We start from the raw sequence: 14,866 nt of genomic DNA, 5'->3' as shown, positions 1-14,866 counted from the left end.
TCTCCCGAGCGGCAGGTGGTCATGAAAAGGCCCCCACATGGCGGGCCTGGGTTATTCGTAGTGGGCGGCGGGCACCGGTGGCGGTGGCTTGCCGGTCAATTCAAGCAGCTCATCGATCGCGCGGATCTCCCCGCGCAGCTTGTCGTCGCCGGGACTGCCAGCAATCAGGGCATCGACGGCGCGCTGGTGTTTGGCATGCGCCCAGTCGGTAACGGCTCGCCAGGTATCGCTGTGCTTGTCGATCTCAGCCATAGCTATCGAACCCCTGGGCCATGTTTTCGCGTCGCGCCATGCGGTCGTTCTGGCGCTCTGTGATGGTCGCCGCGACCTTGTCGCGCTCGGTCTGCAACTTGGCGGCCGTCTCCTGCATCTTGAGCTCGAGCTTCTGGCTCTCAAGCCCCAGTTTGGCCTCGAGCTGCGCCAGTGTGATGCCTTCCTTCAATGCCAGCTCCTGGCGATCCTTCTCCTGCCGGGTCTGCAGTTCGGCGGCCTTGTACTCCTGCTCCCACTGCTGCTGTTGAGCCTTGAGCTGCATCTCGTACTGGTCGCGCTGCTGCTTGGCCTGAAACTCCTGTGCCTTGAGCTGCAGTTCCTGTTCCTTCAACTGCAATTCGGCCATCTTGGCCTGCACCTCGGGCGGCGGCCCCTGGCCTTGATTCTGCTCCTTCTCGGCGATCTCTTCGTCAGTGTGCGTGACGGTATCGACCGGCACTTGCAGCGTGCGCAGGATCTCCTTGTAAAGCCCCGTCCAGTTGGTGATGTTGGCGAATATCGGGTTGTTGGCCGCGATCTGGCTGAGCATCATCAGCTTTTCCTGCTGCTCCTCGCGGGCAATCAGCACGCTCGAGCCGCGGGCCACGATATCAAAATCACCCTTGATCGCCGGATCGTCGGAGTAGGCCATGTGCCAGTCGTAGAAGCGGCGCACGGTGGGCTCGGTGATGCCATCGTCGAAGTTCTTCACCGCGCTGCGCAGCACGATGTTGGAGTTGTTCATCAGCATCTGCATGCCAGTAGCGGTCTGCGAGCCCGGGCCGCCGCTGGCCCCCTCGCCCTGCATCAGGATCGGCAGGTTCGTCTCGGTGTCGGCCATCTGCTGGGCCTGCTGGAAGATCGCGAACAGATCGCCCTGCTGGCTGGTAATGTTGTAGACCTGGAACGCATCGCCCACCTGGCCTTCGCCGGTGTCATACCAGAGCTTTCGCGGGCGCACCGTCCAGTCGCCATCGGCCGGCTCCACGCTGCGCTTCTTCATCACGATCTGCGGACCGGAGGATAGCCCGGCGTTGTCCATCATCATCCGCCAGGCGGCGTTGGCCACGCGCTGGGGGTTGCGCATCAGGAAGGGCACGCCGAAACCGAAGATGGACGAGCCATCCTCTTCCCAGTTGCACACCGAGTACGGCAGGTCGCCGCTATCCAGCGGGTTCATGGCCGCCTTGATGACATGCGGCCCCACCATCAGCACGCAGCCGGTGTACTCGATCAGCGGGTCGTCGTCGATGCCCTCGACGCCGGCGGCGATCATCTCTTCCTTGTCGAGCGGCCCCCAGTATTCCCACAGTTCCCAGCGCTTGTCGCCGGTCACCGCATCCACCCCGGTAATGGCGCGCAGATCGTCGCGGCGATCCTGGCTGATATGATGGCCATCGACATCGTCGAGTGCGCGGCGTAGCTGGTCGTGCATCACGCCGGGCAGTTCGGCCAATTCGCGCAGCTGCTTGCGGTTAATCAGTTTGCGCTCGAAGACGAACTCGGCCTCGCCCATGTGGGCGGCGCTCATGTCGGGGAAGAAGTCCCAGGGGCTGACGTGCTCAAGCCCGGCACGATACTCCTGCTGGACCTCCATCACGCTCTGCCCATATTCGTCGGTCACCCAGGCACGGCGGGTGCGATTGACCACGGTCGGGCCTTTCAGCACGCCGGTACCCAGCAGGCAGCTATCGGCGATCACGTCGCGGGCGATGGCGTTGTAGTGCGCCTCGGTGAAGTCGTCGGCGATCTGCTCGGACATGGCCTTGGCGGCCTGCTCGATCTGATCGACCATGGTGGCCTTGTCATACATGCCGCCCGTGGGCGATGGCACAGGCGTGGGCTTGATGCCCCAGTTGCGGTCATCGTTGGGCAGCAGCATATCGGAAAGCCGCGCCTGCGCCGCCCGGGTCTTGTTGCGGGTCAGGTTAACAAACACGCGGCTGCCGCCGTTGGCCGTCATGCGTTTCAACTCATCGGCAGTGTATTCGCCGTGGTACTGACGCAGGTCGGAGAGCCAGCGGTTCTCGATCTGCTGCTTGGCCGACACCTGGTCATGGGCCAGCCCGTGGAGTTTGTTGCCCATCGCGTTGAGCAGCTCCTCCATCTCGGCCTTCTGGGCGGCGCTGGCTTCGTCGTCTGTCATCTCGACAGTCGCGTCGTTCTGCATAGGGGTACCTGCTCAGTAACCGGCGGTGGGGTCGCCTGGCTGGATGATCTGGTTGTGGCGCTCGACCGGGCGCGTGGTCGCGTGCTGCAGGCCCATGATCAGGTAGCGCGTGGCATCCATGAGGTGGTCGTTCTCCTTCACGATGCGGCCCTTGTCGTTGCGCCGGTACAGCCGGTACTCGGCGAGCCAGTGCTGGAGCGTGGAGAACACCTTGATCCGTCCGGTAGAGAGCCGATCGAGCATCTCGAGCAATCCCGCTTCGACGGCCTTGTTCGCCGGTTGCAGGATCAACCCTTCGTTTTCGTAGAGCGTCATGATGCGCTTGCCGTCGCCCTGGTTGGTGCCGGCATAGTCGATGTTTCCGGGGATCCATTCGCCGCGCATCTTGATGGCCTTGGCGTGCACGCTCGGTTCGGCCTGGCCACGGTAGTGCTCGCTGTTCAGGTAGAGCGTGTCGGTGTCGCGATCCCAGGCGCCCCACACCGCGGCGGTCTTGTTCCAGCCCACGTCGAGGCCGTAGATGCGTGCCCACCAGCTGGGAATCTGGAACGGCTCGCAGATAATGTCCTCCTCGGGCACCGGGTAGATCGCCCCGGCCCCCAGGCTGGGCACGCCTTCGGAGCGCGCCTTGATCTGGTGCGGTGAGAGAGACTTCATCAGGTCGGCCTTGTCTTGTTCGGATAGATGGGGAACGTTGTTCCAGCCCGCCTGGACCACATAGCGGCTCATTTCTGGGCAGGGTCTTCTACGGGGAACGTGGCGCCGGCGATGGTCAGCACCTGGCCGTGATAGGCGCCCTTGTCCATCTTGCGGGCAATGCGCAGGCCAAGGGTGCCGCGCTCGATGCCGCGCTCCTTGACCAGGGCCTCGATGCGCTTCTCCACCTCGGTCTTGTGCTTGATGAACTGGGCGCTGGCTGGCGGCATGTCCAGGCGGGCAATGGCGCGCTTGGCGTTGGCCATCACCTCGGGTGAATAGTCAGTCATACCGGCTCCTGCTCATGCTTGGATTCAAGGAACGACACCACCAGCGGCGTCAGGCCCTGCAGCGGCGTGAACGTCATCATGATCATGCCCTGCGTGGTCATCGTGCGGACCAGGCCTTCTTCGTACACGTCGAGCGGCACTTCTTCATCGGGCCAGAAGATGTCCAGTTCGGTCCCTTGGAAGATCCGCCGCCCCTGGTCGTAGCTGCGCAGCTTGAGCCGCGACCAGCCGCCAGTGACATGCTTGATGGGTATCTCTTCGTAGAGGTTCGCAATGCCACGTGAGGGTGTGGGCTTGCCGATGCAGGCACGGGGAATCAGTCCGGTGCCGAGCTCGTCGGTGCCGTAGAGCCCGCCCAGCAACTTTGTCTGGATGATGTCGCGTGTGGTCTGGCTGGTGTCGCCGGCGGCCATGGCCTCGACAGGCCTGTCCCAGCGGCGCCCCTCCCACCAGTGTGGGTAGTGGCCGGTGAGGTGATAGGTCATCTCGCCACCGCCGGCGATGGTCTTGCCTACCCGGTTGGCAGCGAGGAAAAGCCGTTCCCGGTGAATGGCCCCGGCACGGAAGAACTCCATGTGTTTGGGATAGAGCGCACGACGCAGCGGGCCCTCATCGGGGAAGAGCGACTCGATCAGGTTGTAGCGTTTGCGCCTGGCCCTCTCCTCGAGCAGCCGCAGCAGGGCCAGCTTGCGGGATCGCTCATTCATCGCCGCCCTGCAGCCTGGCGATCTTGGCCTCGATCTCGTCGTCGGTCAGTTCACGCTCGGGTGGCAGGTCGTCGCTTTCCACGTCGAGCCCGTAGGACTGGCGCTCGAGCTTGACCACGCGCTCCACCGCCTGAGTGCCGTAGCCCATGCACCGGCCGATGTACTCGAGGTCCAGGTCGATCTCGATCACGTCACCTGTGCCCAGCTGGGCTTCACGCTTGCCCCGGTCGAGCTGCTCCTGCATGCGCTGCGCGAAGCCGCTGGCAATTGATCGCCACCGAGTGAGTATCTCGCGATGGCCACGAACGATGGTCGCGTTCTCGCTCGCCGCCGCCTCGATGATCTCGACATCCGGCGCGTCAGGCGGCGCAGACTCCGGTCGGCTGAGCTTCTCCCGCGTGCGCTGCTGTACTGCCCCGGTCAGATCCTTCTGCCAGCCCTCAGCGCTCGCCTTGCGGCTGATCGATGCCCGGTTGGGGCCGTGTCGCTGGGAAAGCTGAGCAAGACTGAATCGCCCGGTGCGATATTCCGCCTGAATGGCCTCCCAGTCGTATCGTGTATTTGCCATCACATTGCGCGGCTCTCACGAGCGGCGCCTCCATGTAAGGTGCGGGCGTCTCACGACGTGCCGCGAAAAGGTGGGTAACGCCTCACGGCGTGGCCCTACCCCTTGCGGGGATTCTGTCAGCGCTGCTCGTGTAGTCGCTGCTTGAGGTGATAACCCATCAGCGGCCAGATCTTGTTGACGGCATTGGCCCGAGCAATCTTGCGGCCCACTTCGGCGTCGAAGTTCTCGGGGCTGGCACAGGCGGACTCTCCGGTAACGGTGAAGCCGTTCTTGAGCACCAGGACGCAGAAGGTCAGTAGGTCGAGGGCCTTCGGAGGTTCGGGGGCATCACCACCAGCGAAGGTGCCTGATCGGACGATCTTGATCGAACGTTCGGCCTGCCCCGCCGTGAAGTAGTGCTCACTGGCGATGTTCGTCTCGATATCAGCCGGCGTGACACGCGGCGCGGTTAGGCCCTTGGCCTGGATTTCCTGCTCGATCTGGTTGTCGTTGTCTTGCATTGAAATCTTCCTTTTATGGGTGTTCTTACCGGCTCTTGTACTCATGCATCAGCTTTTCGCCGGTACGGCCTGCGATATACCCCCCCACGCCCAGGGTCATCAGATCCCATAGTCGCTCAGGCAGATCGAGCGTGAGCGATGATCCGAACATCGCGCCCAGGTACGGCGCGAGGATGTAGTTGTTGGCCACAATGGCCGTGATGGTGAGCATCAGGATTGGACGCCAGTTGCGCTGTAGCCATGACTGTCCCTGTGCCTCGGCAACGATCACCTTGGCTTGTGCCTCCAGCGTGGCGCGACGTGTCTCCGCCTCGATCTCGGCAAGCTTTACTGCCGCTTCCGGGTCGGTATGAATCGCCTTCGCCACAGCCTCCGGGGTAGCCTCAACGCCAAGCGCACGCGCTGCCATTCCACCCAAAACTGCACCGCCTGGACCCGCCAGCGCACCACCCAATGCCGGCGCCACCTTGCCAACTGTCGTTTTAACATCGGCCCACCTCATCGGCTTTCCTCCAAGGCGCGCACCCGGCTATTGATGGCGTCGAGCTCGTGACGGTGCTCGCGAAACCGCCTGTCGGCCTCGTTAAACGTGACGTAATTGTCGCGCTGATCTCTCAGCTCGCGGTGTATCTCTGACACTTGCTGGGTAAGGTGCACGATCCGTTCATCCTGCCGAGCACTGGTCTGGCTGAGATTGAAGGTAGTCACGCCTTGCCAGCCAATCAGCATCGTGGCGATGGCCAGCAACATCGTTTGAAGGTGACGTTCCATGATGGGTTTCGACCTCACCGTGGTATCGGGACCGTTATCTGCCATCCCGCCTCCTTGTGGGTCTGCGTACCGACGGATTATTCATTATGTGATCAGCGGAACGATCCGACTTCCGCGTCCAGTTCGCTGTAAATCGACACGGCCAGCCTTTCGCCGACGTTGCCCTCCACCTCCGAGCGCAACTCGACGATCCTCCGGAACCAGCCGAAAACAAAATCCTCCTGCCTCTCGTCCCGTTCGGCGAGATCGCGGCAGAAGGAGATGCGAATACCGTTGATTGATTCTGCCAACACGTTGACGCCACTCGCCCCTCGGCGCCGATGGAACGCCTCGAGGCCGCCAATGGTTCGAGGCCCGACCGCACCATCAACGGTAAGATCAGGAAAGTCTCTTCCCCGGTTGTTGAGGACGTTTAGGTTTCGCTGCAGCTCTCGGCCAGACCGGCCTGGGCCTGAGTGCACGCCGAAGTCGAAGAGATACTCGGCAAGCGCCGTGGAGATCGGCGCGATGGCTTCAAGTGAGATGCTATCCCAGTAACGTGCCTCGTAGATCCTAACTGCGGTTGCCCTGGGCAGGTCGCGCATATGCCCGATGTAGCCATACTCACGAGCGACTGCTTGGGTGATCCCATAGTTCGTTGGCCCGCCCCTATCTGACGGGTGATCGACATAGCCGCCTTCTCGGTCGATGACCGAGGCGACCAGCCGCTGCTTGAGGGTGCTGGACATGAATACCTACCTGCTGTCTCACGACAGTAGAAACGAGAAGGCCCCGCCGGACTGGCAGGGCCTATGATCAATAGTGGTTCAGCGTCAGCAATCTGGAAGATTATCTAGATTGTTTGAGCACGATGAGTCTGGATCGGTGCGAAGATATTTGCTCGCCCCGGTTCCTACTACATGCACATCAGCACGACGATTCCATATGTCTTCGACATAGTAGGTGTGCTCACCTCTTTCTATGTCTGAGATCGCATCCTTCGTTGATCTTGAAGACCACAATTGCCTTGAATTGCAGAGCCTCGTGATATTCCCCCTTCCATCCTTACCTGTTGCTATAACCCTGCGATCAGCCATGTAGCTTCTCCTGTTATTAGTTTTCTCATACCGCCGGAATAGGCTGCACGAAAATGACAGGAGATGGAAAGCGGACCTTGGGTGTAAGCGTTCTCGGGTAAGGCCAGACGAGAACGCCCCGGCGGAAGCCAGGGCGAAGAATCGGATCATGGGGAAAGAGTAAGCGAAACGGATGCAGGTGGCAAGCACTCTACGCCCCGAGGATTGACGCAAGCTCATCCCTATTCAGCATTCTAGTGCCTAACCGTTCGCGCACCGAGTCGAATACTCGAAGCATCCTGCGATATCCATCTACTGCGGGATAATGTGAGTTCAAACTACGGCTTCGGAACGATTCAGAAAATCTTCCCATATCGTTCACCAGAAAGCTCGCCACGCTCATGTATTCCGATTCATTATTCCCATCGAATCCTGGGAATTTTGGAGGAAGAATAGCGCTACCCGAGAGTTCCCGCTTCAAGTCGTCTCTATCTGATGGATCAAGAACCTCGTAAGACTCTTCAATAAATTCCCACATGTCGAGGACATCAGCGACAAATGATACGTGGCCTGGCGTCTCGATATCGTACATGCCAAACACGCCAGACATTTCCCAAGCCAAAGCCCAGTCATGACCTCCATAAAGCGCTTTCTTAACGAAAGCAGGATCTATGTCGTGGGATACGCCGCTCGCCTCTAATTGATCGGCTTGCATAAGCAACGAAAGGCGTTCAGCCGGGGTAAAAGTTAATTCCATGCGCGCGTACCTTGATAAGGGAGAGTGAGGGTTCAATCTATCACTCATGCCGCCACCGGCACCAACGCAGCCACCGGCGCCAACGCCTCGGCTTCCCAGTTATCCAGAACACGCAGCAACCGCTCCCACACCGCGCCCCAGGTCGAGCGATCGGTACGCGTCCAGAAACGCACATCAACCTCGACCCCGTACTCATCCAGCATGAATCCCTGCACGACCTTGGGCGTGGCCAGCCCTGGGCGTGAGTACGGCCATGTCACCTGACTGTGATGGAACAGTGCAGCAGCACACAGGTAGCGCAGCGTCTCGAGCTGCTCGGTGGAGGGCTTTCCCTTCCCCTGCCCTGGCAGCTTCACGCCATCGGCCAGCAGCTTGCGGTAGAGTGCGAGCTGGACCGTCTCGGCGTCCTCCACCAGCTCCTCCCGAGTGAATGGCCCGAAGCAGTAGCGAGCCATTGCCTGCAAGTGTGCCGGCTGGGACTCGACGCGACTGATCACCGCCCCGGCCTCGAGTCCATGCACGATGCGCCAGTCGTTGTTGTTTCGCTGGCTCATCTGCACGTCAACGCCCCATCGTGCCCGCTGGATCGCACCGGCCAGCACGCTGTCACGCTGGGTCTGGTATGCCTGAAATATCATTTGGCGTGCTGAGCTATATCGCATTCCCGTTCCCCTGTTGCCTATGTTGCCTATTTTGTTGCTTGTTGCTGCTCAGTGTTGCCTATCGCCGCCTGGGCTTATTGCAGTAGCGGCTGTCTCGCGGGTGGTCCCGGTGCTGATCACTCATTCGAACACCTCAGTCTTCCATCCCCCGCCTGCCTTCTTGCTCTGCTTCTGTACCGCCAGGAAGCGGAACGGGTATAGCTCTGCGGCGATCTTGATCTTTGCCCTGGCATCATCCCGCCAAAATCCTTTCACCTCGTGGCATTCCATCAGCCCATCCGAGCGCATAACGGCGAAGTCGGGCGAGTAGAACGTGTTGTCAGCCAGGCGCAGCTTGAGGCCCTCGAAGCGGTACCACGCCACCTCCCCAGTGAAACGCAGCTGCTCGAGCGTTGCGGCATACTCCGTCTCGGTCTTGTTCATGTGACCGGCTTTCATTCGGCCCAGGGCGAGGTCTCGCATCAGTCGCCCTCCGCTTGGTGGTGACGGTCTGCAATCAACTCGTCAGCCAGCTCGCTACCCGCAGATGCTCTCTCGATCTGCGTCTTTTGCCATACCTCCCAATTTTCTTGGCTCGGATATTTGGCCCAATGGTTAAGCGCCGCCAGCTCTGAAGCTCGCGCCCTGGCCAGCCTCTTCCCTGCCTTGCTTGAGATCATGATCATGCTTGCCCCTCCAGGCGTTGCTCGTACTCTGCCCAGCGGCGGCAATAATCCTCCATCTTGCGGATCTCGCTCAGCAGGGCGTCCTTCTTACCCGCGCGTCTGTTGTACTTACCGATGGTGAAGCGCATCGCCCCTCGAAACTCATCTGCGGTGGCGGTGCGGGCAAACTCATCGATCCAGTCATCGCCCTTCTGATCCTGATAGCGGGGCTGCTTGAGGTAGTGAATACCCTCGTTGCCGTTCTGCCCGATAGCGTCAACGCGCGCCTCGGGCCATGCTTCATCGCACCCGAATCCATGCTTATCGCTTTCGCCACACGTCATACAGTGGTGCGTCATGACCTCGCCCCCTTGATGGTAATCACCCCCAGCTCGATCAGGCGCCGCCAGGTCCGTGTCTGGGCCCGGCGCATGTACCACTCTCGCTCCTGTTCGGCGATCATCGGCTGCGTTCTGTCGTCGATCGCGTCATGGCAGGCGCTGCAACCGAAGGCCCCAGATAAGTCGCAGGACTTGGTGCCCATGCCGTTGGTCTCATCGGGCAGGTGGGCAAAGACGGTTGTCGCCTCATCCCCGTTGCACACCCCAACGATCTCGAATGTGCAGCGCTCAGCCCGGGCGGCTTGCCGTATTGCATTGCTCTTGATCTTCATGCCGCCTGCGCCTCCCTGTAGTGCTCGAAGGCCCGCAACGCTGGCTCACTCCATGCCACTTGGCGCTCGGCGCCGAAGGCATAGATCACCTCGATCAAATCGGCGAACTCCTGCTTGTTCATCTTGCTGGTGTGCGCGCCCAGCACGACGAACCCGCCATCGATGCCAGGCACCGCCCGCTGACGCTTGAGCCCGGCGGTCATGACGTCCTTCCATTCTTCCTGAGTGAGCGTCTCCCCGTACCACTCCACCTGGCTATGAAGGTCCGACAGCATCGGCCATAGCTTCGCGTTCTGGCTCAGCGTGCGCTTGCTGTTCGGTCGGCCCAGCTTGACCACCACCGGTCCGGCCGGGAGGCCCTTGGTCACCGCCTGCCATGCCCGGTTCATGATCGGCGTCAGGTCGTTGGGGCTGGTGATGGTGAACTCGAGATCCTGGCTCATGCCGCACCCCCGGACACCATGAAGTGCAGCAGCGCCACCTGGGCGAACAGCACCGCAGTTAGGCCAGCGGAGGCCAAGGCCAGCTTGATGGAGCCATTCATGCCGCATCCCCTCCCTCGGTATGCCCCTCAATCAGCTTGTACTCGCAGGGCCTCGTATTGCCGTGGCCGGCCACCTCGCGGCGGACGATGATCTTGCCGTTGGCACGCAACTCCCGGATCCGGGCGGAGATCGCCGCGTGGCTATCCATCTTCCCGAACCGGGCCAGAATCGCCTCGCTGATCTGGTGCAGCTGCAGCCAGCGCGTGGCGTCTCGCAGTACCAGGTGCACACGGCCGAGCTGTGACTCGGGGTTGTTCAGGCGCCGAGTTGAACGGCGCAGTTCGGTGACGGTTCCCATTAGACGGCTCCTTTCTGGCTGCGATAGCTGTCCCAATCGAGCGTCAGCGTGGTGCCGCCGCCCTCTTGCATGCGATCGATGATGCGTTCGCCCAGGTAAGCGCCAAGCTCCTCCCGGTCAATGTTGCTGATCAGGATCGTGGGCAGCTGCTGCTTGTAGCGCTCGTTGATGATCTTGAAGAGCATCAGCCGCTCCCACTCGGTGCCCAGCTGGGCGCCGATCTCGTCGAGCATCAGGAGATCGAGCCCGGTTACGAAGGCCTTGATGGCGTCGCGCTCGCTCGATTCCTTTTTGCCGAAGGCGCGCTCCTTGATGAGATCGATCAGCTCGTAGACATCGATGCCCATCACCCGGTAACCCTGGGCGAGCAGCGCATTGCCGATGGCATAGGCCAGGTGACTCTTGCCGGTACCGACACCGCCGGTGAAGATCAGCCCGCCACCCTGGGCCAGGCGCTCCCCGAACTTCTCGACGTAGGCACGACATACCGCTAGGCGGTGGGCCTTGTCGCGGCTGTTGCCGTGATCGAAGGACTCGAGCGTTTTGGCCTGAAACCGCCGTGGGATCATCGAGCCCTCGCGCAGCTTTTCGAGCTTGCGCAGCGAAGCGGCGGCACCTGCCTGCTCGACGTCTGCCTGGCCGGCTCCCTTGGCCTGGTCCATCACGCACTGGTCGCACTCGGAGAATTGGCCGTTCGGCATCTGGGTGGACTGGTACTCACCGTGGATTCGGCACGACGCTGTGCGGGTCTTCGCGGTACCGGACAGGATCCCCGCCAGGTGGCCACGAATCGCAGGCGTGGTTGTCATCGGGACGGTCATCAGATCCCCCTCGCCCAATCGGGCAGTTCATCATCGTTGCCTTGCGTGTAGGTCCCGGTTGCCCTGGGCTGGGCAAAGCCCATGCGGCCATCCTTGCGGGCTGGCAGCTGAGCGCCCTGGCCACCCAGGCGGTTGATTAGCCACTGAGCCTTCACGCCCTGCCAGCCGGCCAGGATCGTCTCGTCGATGGCTTGATCGGGTGATAACCCGGGAATGGCTTGACTCGCCTTCACCGCTTCGCCCAGGGCCAGCATGAGCGCCCGTTGCGTCAGGGGTTTCTTGAGCGCCTTGCGATGCTCGATGAATCCCTCCGCCGCTTCACGGGTCACCCCATCGGGCAGGTTTTCCAGATCGAGCTTTGCCACCGAGGCGCGTTTCGGCTTGGTCGATTCTGGTGGGGTCGATTTCTCAGGCGTGCCCTCCCCCTCGAACGAAGTGAGAGGGGGTTTGTCTTTCCTGTATTTAAAGGTCGGCTCATTTTGGGCCGGTTCAATCGGCTCATTTTGGGCCGACTCGGCTCTTTTCGTCGGAGCCTGCCGTTTTGAGCCGGTTGACGCTTCCCACTGCCCCATATCCTTGTTCAATGTGATCGGTGAACGGCTTCCGCCTTGGCGAAAAATCACCTTACGTCGCACCAATTCGGAGATCACTTTCGAGCAACGGGACTCGTGAAGATTGGTGATCTCGGAAACGTCTTCGGCATAGATGCGCCCGGCCTTTCGATTCCATCCATACGTCAATCGAACGATGGCCAGCACAACACGACGCTCACGATCTGTCAGTGGGGCGCCGATGATGCCTTCGAGCAGTTCATTGGCGATTCGAGTGAATCCGTCTTCCACCTGCGGACTCCTTGCCGGGACTGAACTATCAGGGCCCGACGATACGGCGTCATCACGACGCGGTGGGAACTGGTAAACCTGTGCTGTTTCCATTACGATAACCTCATGTTTTGTTGAAGCCCCGGCATTGGTCCCCACCACCGTCGGGGCTTGTTCGTTTTGGTGTCACACCACTCGAAGGGTTGGGCGAGCCTGCTGTTGTCTCAGCGCGAACAACGCATCACTGGCGAGCTCCTGCGATACCAGCAGCGCCTCTTCCAGCACCACGTCACACGCCGACACTCCCCTAGCCCTCGCCTTTGCCTCAGCCATTGAGCGATGCTCGATGCTCATGCGTTGCAGCGCAGCCTGTGCCATTTCCCGGTCATACACGTGCACCTCCTGGGGCCTGTCAGGCCGTTAATTGCTGATGCACACTGCGCATCAGGCCGATCTCAGCCATGCGCTGAAGCATCAGGGTCGCAGCCTCGCGGGACTCAGCACTGAGCGGCTTGCCCTCTGCCAGGTCGGCTAGCATTTGCGCGTGCCGTTCTTTGCGGGCTTGGTGTGCCTCGAGAATCAGGTCGTGCAGATACGGCGCGAGGCGCCCACCGGTCTGCATCGCCGCTGCAGCCTGCAGCTCATCAAGCTCGGAATCGGTAAATCGGACCCGAACTGGATGCTCCAGGTGCTCCCCTTCAGCCTTGCGGCGACGATCTTCTGTGAGGTAACGATCCATGTGTTTTCCCTTGCTGTTTTCTGAGGGTCGCGGCCTTCACAGGCAGGCGGGTGGGTGATTAGGCGGCAGCTGGCTTATCGACCTTGAGCTTCCCTTTAGTCAGGCGCTCAAGTTCGTATTGGCGCAAAATGGGTACGCTCTCCCCCCACTGCGTTATGGCGGATGGGGAAAGTCCAAGCGCTCGCGCCAATTCGATTTTTTTACCGCCGTAGTGCTTGATAGCTTCCGAGGTCGTCATAGCCTCCTCCTTTTAGTGAGATTTAAGCATGCTAAAGATAATATCGCAAGCATGCTGAATGTGATAATGGTTAAGCTTGCTTAAATGAAAATCACGCAACGCATCGAAACTGCTATCCGGCACAGCAAGATGACAAAGTCAGGCATCGCTAAGCTCTGCAATGTCTCACCCTCTGCTGTAACCCAATGGATGAACGCAGACACTAAGGCTCCAAAGGCTGAGAACTTGCTCAAGCTGGCGAGAGCTACTGGCGTGTCATATACCTGGCTTGTCGATGGAAAGGGAGAAATGTTGCCGCAAGGTGTGTCAGATCCAGGAACGGGGTACAGCGCTGCCAATGTCCTTCCTGGGCCACCGAGCGCAAGGTTCGTACCGGAGATCGCCTGGGTACAAGCGGGCGCCTGGACCGAAGCAGGAGACATTGCCCTTGACCTGTCAGAAGCCCCGCACTGGCCCTGCCCTATCCCCTGCAGCGACCGTACCTATGTGCTGCGCGTAGTGGGCGAATCCATGGTGCCTGAATACATGCCGGGAACACTCATCTTCGTCGATCCCGAGCGCTTCCCGGAAAGTGGGAAGGATGTCATTGCAGTAATGACCGACACAGGCGAGGCGACCTTCAAAAGGTACATTGAGGAACCTGGCAGTGGCCGCATGCTCAAGGCATTGAACCCTGCTTGGAACGAGCCCTACGTTAGGATCAACGGAAATTGCCAGGTAATAGGCGTTGTCATCGCCGAGATGAGGTTGAGGTAGTTGGAATGAACATTGATATCAAAGCAATAGGTGTGATCATGATCGCACTTGCCATAGGGTTCACTGCTGGTAGGTTGACTGCGCCACAGATGGCAGTGGGGCCTGCTGAGGCCTTCAAAAGCTTTGATCATTGCCTGGCCTATTACATCGAGCGTGTTCAAGCATCCGGCATGGATTCCGGTATTGCTCGGATTTGCCGCAACCTAGCACCGTAATAAACCACTCCTTCTCCTAACCCGCCCACCGGGGCGGGTTTTTTATTTCCTGCTATTCTTGGTATGAAGCCACCCAAACGAAGTGGCCTATATAACTCATACGCAAGGGACCAGACTATGCTTCAGCGCATCGTGGTGTTATGCACCGCTCTCCTCTTTTCGTTCGCAGTTCAGGCAGCCCAACCTCCCCCGCAATCCATCGATCACCAAGCGGATAGTCCAGCTTCTTCTGTTCAAGCACTTACCCAAGAGCTCCAACTCGACGGTGACTGCGTCGAAATCCAGGAAATGGATAGTGGCAGCCTCATGCTCGCCCAAGGTTGTTGCAGGGTATGCCGTAAAGGAAAAGCATGCGGCAACTCATGCATCAGCCGTAGCTATACCTGTCGCCAGCCTCGTGGCTGTGCCTGCAATGGGTGATAATTATGCTCTTTTCCATGCTTTTCACGTTGGCTGTAGCTGCACCGGTCGAGCCACCTACAAGAGAGCAGCTCCTTGCAGAGGATCGAGAAGACTGCATCCAAAGCATGCGCACTTTAGGTTATGGGAAGCGAAAGGCACACCAAATCTGCAACTGTTATGTTGAGCATCTTGAAGAATTGATTGACAACATCGACTTACCCCAGCAAGAGCCAGTGCCTGACATAGCAAAGCGCTGCTTCTGACCTCTAGCAGCTTCTCCAACCCG

Annotated in this window: 26 protein-coding genes; 2 read left to right on the top strand and 24 right to left on the bottom strand. The window is 60.1% G+C overall.

Annotation, left to right across the window (positions count from 1 at the left end; genetic code table 11):
• Positions 1–51: 51 nt before the first annotated feature.
• The 24 genes from HJD22_RS11655 to HJD22_RS11540 all read right to left on the bottom strand — a co-directional run bounded on the left by HJD22_RS11655 (position 52) and on the right by HJD22_RS11540 (position 13,207).
• Positions 52–252: a hypothetical protein gene (locus HJD22_RS11655; protein WP_208653650.1), complete on the bottom strand. Its 201-nt coding sequence runs from the start codon at positions 250–252 to the stop codon at positions 52–54.
• On the bottom strand, positions 245–2,422 hold the full coding sequence (locus HJD22_RS11650; RefSeq protein WP_208657047.1) for a hypothetical protein: 2,178 nt from the start codon (positions 2,420–2,422) through the stop codon (positions 245–247). The genes HJD22_RS11655 and HJD22_RS11650 overlap by 8 nt, the downstream gene beginning before the upstream one ends.
• 12 nt (positions 2,423–2,434) lie before the next feature.
• Positions 2,435–3,151, bottom strand: a complete 717-nt coding sequence (locus HJD22_RS11645) for a hypothetical protein (RefSeq protein ID WP_208653652.1) — start codon at positions 3,149–3,151, stop codon at positions 2,435–2,437.
• Entirely contained in the window at positions 3,148–3,408 is a 261-nt protein-coding gene (locus HJD22_RS11640) for a hypothetical protein (RefSeq protein WP_208653653.1), read from the bottom strand. Before HJD22_RS11640 ends, HJD22_RS11645 begins: the two co-directional genes overlap by 4 nt.
• On the bottom strand, positions 3,405–4,115 hold the full coding sequence (locus HJD22_RS11635) for a terminase family protein (RefSeq protein ID WP_208653654.1): 711 nt from the start codon (positions 4,113–4,115) through the stop codon (positions 3,405–3,407). Before HJD22_RS11635 ends, HJD22_RS11640 begins: the two co-directional genes overlap by 4 nt.
• Positions 4,108–4,683, bottom strand: coding sequence for a hypothetical protein (locus tag HJD22_RS11630; protein WP_208653655.1), 576 nt, complete (start codon positions 4,681–4,683; stop codon positions 4,108–4,110). The genes HJD22_RS11635 and HJD22_RS11630 overlap by 8 nt, the downstream gene beginning before the upstream one ends.
• 116 nt (positions 4,684–4,799) lie before the next feature.
• The gene (locus HJD22_RS11625) at positions 4,800–5,183 is read right to left on the bottom strand and encodes a Gp49 family protein (protein ID WP_208653656.1); all 384 of its coding nucleotides are present in this window, start codon (positions 5,181–5,183) and stop codon (positions 4,800–4,802) included.
• A gap of 25 nt (positions 5,184–5,208) precedes the next feature.
• On the bottom strand, positions 5,209–5,685 hold the full coding sequence (locus HJD22_RS11620; protein ID WP_208653657.1) for a 3TM-type holin: 477 nt from the start codon (positions 5,683–5,685) through the stop codon (positions 5,209–5,211).
• Entirely contained in the window at positions 5,682–5,999 is a 318-nt protein-coding gene (locus HJD22_RS11615) for a hypothetical protein (protein ID WP_208653658.1), read from the bottom strand. The genes HJD22_RS11620 and HJD22_RS11615 overlap by 4 nt, the downstream gene beginning before the upstream one ends.
• 47 nt (positions 6,000–6,046) lie before the next feature.
• A complete protein-coding gene (locus tag HJD22_RS11610) occupies positions 6,047–6,682 on the bottom strand; it encodes a glycoside hydrolase family 108 protein (protein WP_208653659.1) in 636 nt (211 codons plus the stop codon).
• An 84-nt stretch (positions 6,683–6,766) separates the two neighbouring features.
• On the bottom strand, positions 6,767–7,030 hold the full coding sequence (locus tag HJD22_RS11605) for a DUF3892 domain-containing protein (RefSeq protein WP_208653660.1): 264 nt from the start codon (positions 7,028–7,030) through the stop codon (positions 6,767–6,769).
• 190 nt (positions 7,031–7,220) lie between these two features.
• Positions 7,221–7,766 (bottom strand): YfbU family protein, encoded by a 546-nt coding sequence (locus HJD22_RS11600; protein ID WP_208653661.1) that lies wholly within the window; start codon positions 7,764–7,766, stop codon positions 7,221–7,223.
• Between the two features lie 44 nt (positions 7,767–7,810).
• Positions 7,811–8,404: a hypothetical protein gene (locus HJD22_RS11595; RefSeq protein ID WP_208653662.1), complete on the bottom strand. Its 594-nt coding sequence runs from the start codon at positions 8,402–8,404 to the stop codon at positions 7,811–7,813.
• Positions 8,405–8,548: 144 nt separating this feature from the next.
• Positions 8,549–8,890: a DUF1064 domain-containing protein gene (locus HJD22_RS11590; RefSeq protein WP_208653663.1), complete on the bottom strand. Its 342-nt coding sequence runs from the start codon at positions 8,888–8,890 to the stop codon at positions 8,549–8,551.
• The gene (locus HJD22_RS11585; protein WP_208653664.1) at positions 8,890–9,093 is read right to left on the bottom strand and encodes a hypothetical protein; all 204 of its coding nucleotides are present in this window, start codon (positions 9,091–9,093) and stop codon (positions 8,890–8,892) included. Before HJD22_RS11585 ends, HJD22_RS11590 begins: the two co-directional genes overlap by 1 nt.
• Entirely contained in the window at positions 9,090–9,431 is a 342-nt protein-coding gene (locus HJD22_RS11580; RefSeq protein ID WP_208653665.1) for a DUF3310 domain-containing protein, read from the bottom strand. The genes HJD22_RS11585 and HJD22_RS11580 overlap by 4 nt, the downstream gene beginning before the upstream one ends.
• Positions 9,428–9,745 (bottom strand): nuclease domain-containing protein, encoded by a 318-nt coding sequence (locus tag HJD22_RS11575; RefSeq protein WP_208653666.1) that lies wholly within the window; start codon positions 9,743–9,745, stop codon positions 9,428–9,430. Before HJD22_RS11575 ends, HJD22_RS11580 begins: the two co-directional genes overlap by 4 nt.
• Positions 9,742–10,188 (bottom strand): recombination protein NinB, encoded by a 447-nt coding sequence (locus HJD22_RS11570; RefSeq protein WP_217267755.1) that lies wholly within the window; start codon positions 10,186–10,188, stop codon positions 9,742–9,744. The genes HJD22_RS11575 and HJD22_RS11570 overlap by 4 nt, the downstream gene beginning before the upstream one ends.
• A 97-nt stretch (positions 10,189–10,285) precedes the next feature.
• On the bottom strand, positions 10,286–10,588 hold the full coding sequence (locus HJD22_RS11565) for a hypothetical protein (RefSeq protein WP_208653667.1): 303 nt from the start codon (positions 10,586–10,588) through the stop codon (positions 10,286–10,288).
• Positions 10,588–11,409, bottom strand: a complete 822-nt coding sequence (locus HJD22_RS11560) for an ATP-binding protein (RefSeq protein WP_208653668.1) — start codon at positions 11,407–11,409, stop codon at positions 10,588–10,590. The genes HJD22_RS11565 and HJD22_RS11560 overlap by 1 nt, the downstream gene beginning before the upstream one ends.
• Positions 11,409–12,251 carry a replication protein gene (locus tag HJD22_RS11555; RefSeq protein ID WP_208653669.1) on the bottom strand — a complete coding sequence of 281 codons (843 nt, stop codon included), beginning with the start codon at positions 12,249–12,251 and terminating at the stop codon, positions 11,409–11,411. The genes HJD22_RS11560 and HJD22_RS11555 overlap by 1 nt, the downstream gene beginning before the upstream one ends.
• A 165-nt stretch (positions 12,252–12,416) precedes the next feature.
• Positions 12,417–12,623, bottom strand: coding sequence for a hypothetical protein (locus HJD22_RS11550; protein WP_208653670.1), 207 nt, complete (start codon positions 12,621–12,623; stop codon positions 12,417–12,419).
• A gap of 19 nt (positions 12,624–12,642) precedes the next feature.
• Positions 12,643–12,969, bottom strand: coding sequence for a hypothetical protein (locus HJD22_RS11545; protein ID WP_208653671.1), 327 nt, complete (start codon positions 12,967–12,969; stop codon positions 12,643–12,645).
• Positions 12,970–13,027: 58 nt separating this feature from the next.
• Positions 13,028–13,207 (bottom strand): Cro/CI family transcriptional regulator, encoded by a 180-nt coding sequence (locus HJD22_RS11540; protein ID WP_208653672.1) that lies wholly within the window; start codon positions 13,205–13,207, stop codon positions 13,028–13,030.
• An 84-nt stretch (positions 13,208–13,291) separates the two neighbouring features.
• Between HJD22_RS11540 and HJD22_RS11530 the strand changes: the two genes are divergently transcribed.
• Both HJD22_RS11530 and HJD22_RS11525 read left to right on the top strand, forming a co-directional pair.
• The gene (locus HJD22_RS11530; protein ID WP_217267754.1) at positions 13,292–13,963 is read left to right on the top strand and encodes a LexA family transcriptional regulator; all 672 of its coding nucleotides are present in this window, start codon (positions 13,292–13,294) and stop codon (positions 13,961–13,963) included.
• Between the two features lie 5 nt (positions 13,964–13,968).
• Positions 13,969–14,178: a hypothetical protein gene (locus HJD22_RS11525; RefSeq protein ID WP_208653673.1), complete on the top strand. Its 210-nt coding sequence runs from the start codon at positions 13,969–13,971 to the stop codon at positions 14,176–14,178.
• Positions 14,179–14,866: the final 688 nt, after the last annotated feature.

This window comes from Halomonas sp. TA22, from assembly GCF_013009075.1.
GTDB lineage: Bacteria > Pseudomonadota > Gammaproteobacteria > Pseudomonadales > Halomonadaceae > TA22.
Note: the sequence above shows the minus strand (reverse complement) of the source record. Positions and strands in the feature narration are given on the sequence as shown.

What these genes read in the sequence shown, in the direction of transcription:
- HJD22_RS11655 (WP_208653650.1), bottom strand. Translation starts at nt 252, where the DNA reads ATGGCTGAGATCGACAAGCACAGCGATACCTGGCGAGCCGTTACCGAC.
- HJD22_RS11650 (WP_208657047.1), bottom strand. Translation starts at nt 2,422, where the DNA reads ATGCAGAACGACGCGACTGTCGAGATGACAGACGACGAAGCCAGCGCC.
- HJD22_RS11645 (WP_208653652.1), bottom strand. Translation starts at nt 3,151, where the DNA reads ATGAGCCGCTATGTGGTCCAGGCGGGCTGGAACAACGTTCCCCATCTA.
- HJD22_RS11640 (WP_208653653.1), bottom strand. Translation starts at nt 3,408, where the DNA reads ATGACTGACTATTCACCCGAGGTGATGGCCAACGCCAAGCGCGCCATT.
- HJD22_RS11635 (WP_208653654.1), bottom strand. Translation starts at nt 4,115, where the DNA reads ATGAATGAGCGATCCCGCAAGCTGGCCCTGCTGCGGCTGCTCGAGGAG.
- HJD22_RS11630 (WP_208653655.1), bottom strand. Translation starts at nt 4,683, where the DNA reads ATGGCAAATACACGATACGACTGGGAGGCCATTCAGGCGGAATATCGC.
- HJD22_RS11625 (WP_208653656.1), bottom strand. Translation starts at nt 5,183, where the DNA reads ATGCAAGACAACGACAACCAGATCGAGCAGGAAATCCAGGCCAAGGGC.
- HJD22_RS11620 (WP_208653657.1), bottom strand. Translation starts at nt 5,685, where the DNA reads ATGAGGTGGGCCGATGTTAAAACGACAGTTGGCAAGGTGGCGCCGGCA.
- HJD22_RS11615 (WP_208653658.1), bottom strand. Translation starts at nt 5,999, where the DNA reads ATGGCAGATAACGGTCCCGATACCACGGTGAGGTCGAAACCCATCATG.
- HJD22_RS11610 (WP_208653659.1), bottom strand. Translation starts at nt 6,682, where the DNA reads ATGTCCAGCACCCTCAAGCAGCGGCTGGTCGCCTCGGTCATCGACCGA.
- HJD22_RS11605 (WP_208653660.1), bottom strand. Translation starts at nt 7,030, where the DNA reads ATGGCTGATCGCAGGGTTATAGCAACAGGTAAGGATGGAAGGGGGAAT.
- HJD22_RS11600 (WP_208653661.1), bottom strand. Translation starts at nt 7,766, where the DNA reads ATGGAATTAACTTTTACCCCGGCTGAACGCCTTTCGTTGCTTATGCAA.
- HJD22_RS11595 (WP_208653662.1), bottom strand. Translation starts at nt 8,404, where the DNA reads ATGATATTTCAGGCATACCAGACCCAGCGTGACAGCGTGCTGGCCGGT.
- HJD22_RS11590 (WP_208653663.1), bottom strand. Translation starts at nt 8,890, where the DNA reads ATGCGAGACCTCGCCCTGGGCCGAATGAAAGCCGGTCACATGAACAAG.
- HJD22_RS11585 (WP_208653664.1), bottom strand. Translation starts at nt 9,093, where the DNA reads ATGATCATGATCTCAAGCAAGGCAGGGAAGAGGCTGGCCAGGGCGCGA.
- HJD22_RS11580 (WP_208653665.1), bottom strand. Translation starts at nt 9,431, where the DNA reads ATGACGCACCACTGTATGACGTGTGGCGAAAGCGATAAGCATGGATTC.
- HJD22_RS11575 (WP_208653666.1), bottom strand. Translation starts at nt 9,745, where the DNA reads ATGAAGATCAAGAGCAATGCAATACGGCAAGCCGCCCGGGCTGAGCGC.
- HJD22_RS11570 (WP_217267755.1), bottom strand. Translation starts at nt 10,188, where the DNA reads ATGAGCCAGGATCTCGAGTTCACCATCACCAGCCCCAACGACCTGACG.
- HJD22_RS11565 (WP_208653667.1), bottom strand. Translation starts at nt 10,588, where the DNA reads ATGGGAACCGTCACCGAACTGCGCCGTTCAACTCGGCGCCTGAACAAC.
- HJD22_RS11560 (WP_208653668.1), bottom strand. Translation starts at nt 11,409, where the DNA reads ATGACCGTCCCGATGACAACCACGCCTGCGATTCGTGGCCACCTGGCG.
- HJD22_RS11545 (WP_208653671.1), bottom strand. Translation starts at nt 12,969, where the DNA reads ATGGATCGTTACCTCACAGAAGATCGTCGCCGCAAGGCTGAAGGGGAG.
- HJD22_RS11540 (WP_208653672.1), bottom strand. Translation starts at nt 13,207, where the DNA reads ATGACGACCTCGGAAGCTATCAAGCACTACGGCGGTAAAAAAATCGAA.
- HJD22_RS11530 (WP_217267754.1), top strand. Translation starts at nt 13,292, where the DNA reads ATGAAAATCACGCAACGCATCGAAACTGCTATCCGGCACAGCAAGATG.
- HJD22_RS11525 (WP_208653673.1), top strand. Translation starts at nt 13,969, where the DNA reads ATGAACATTGATATCAAAGCAATAGGTGTGATCATGATCGCACTTGCC.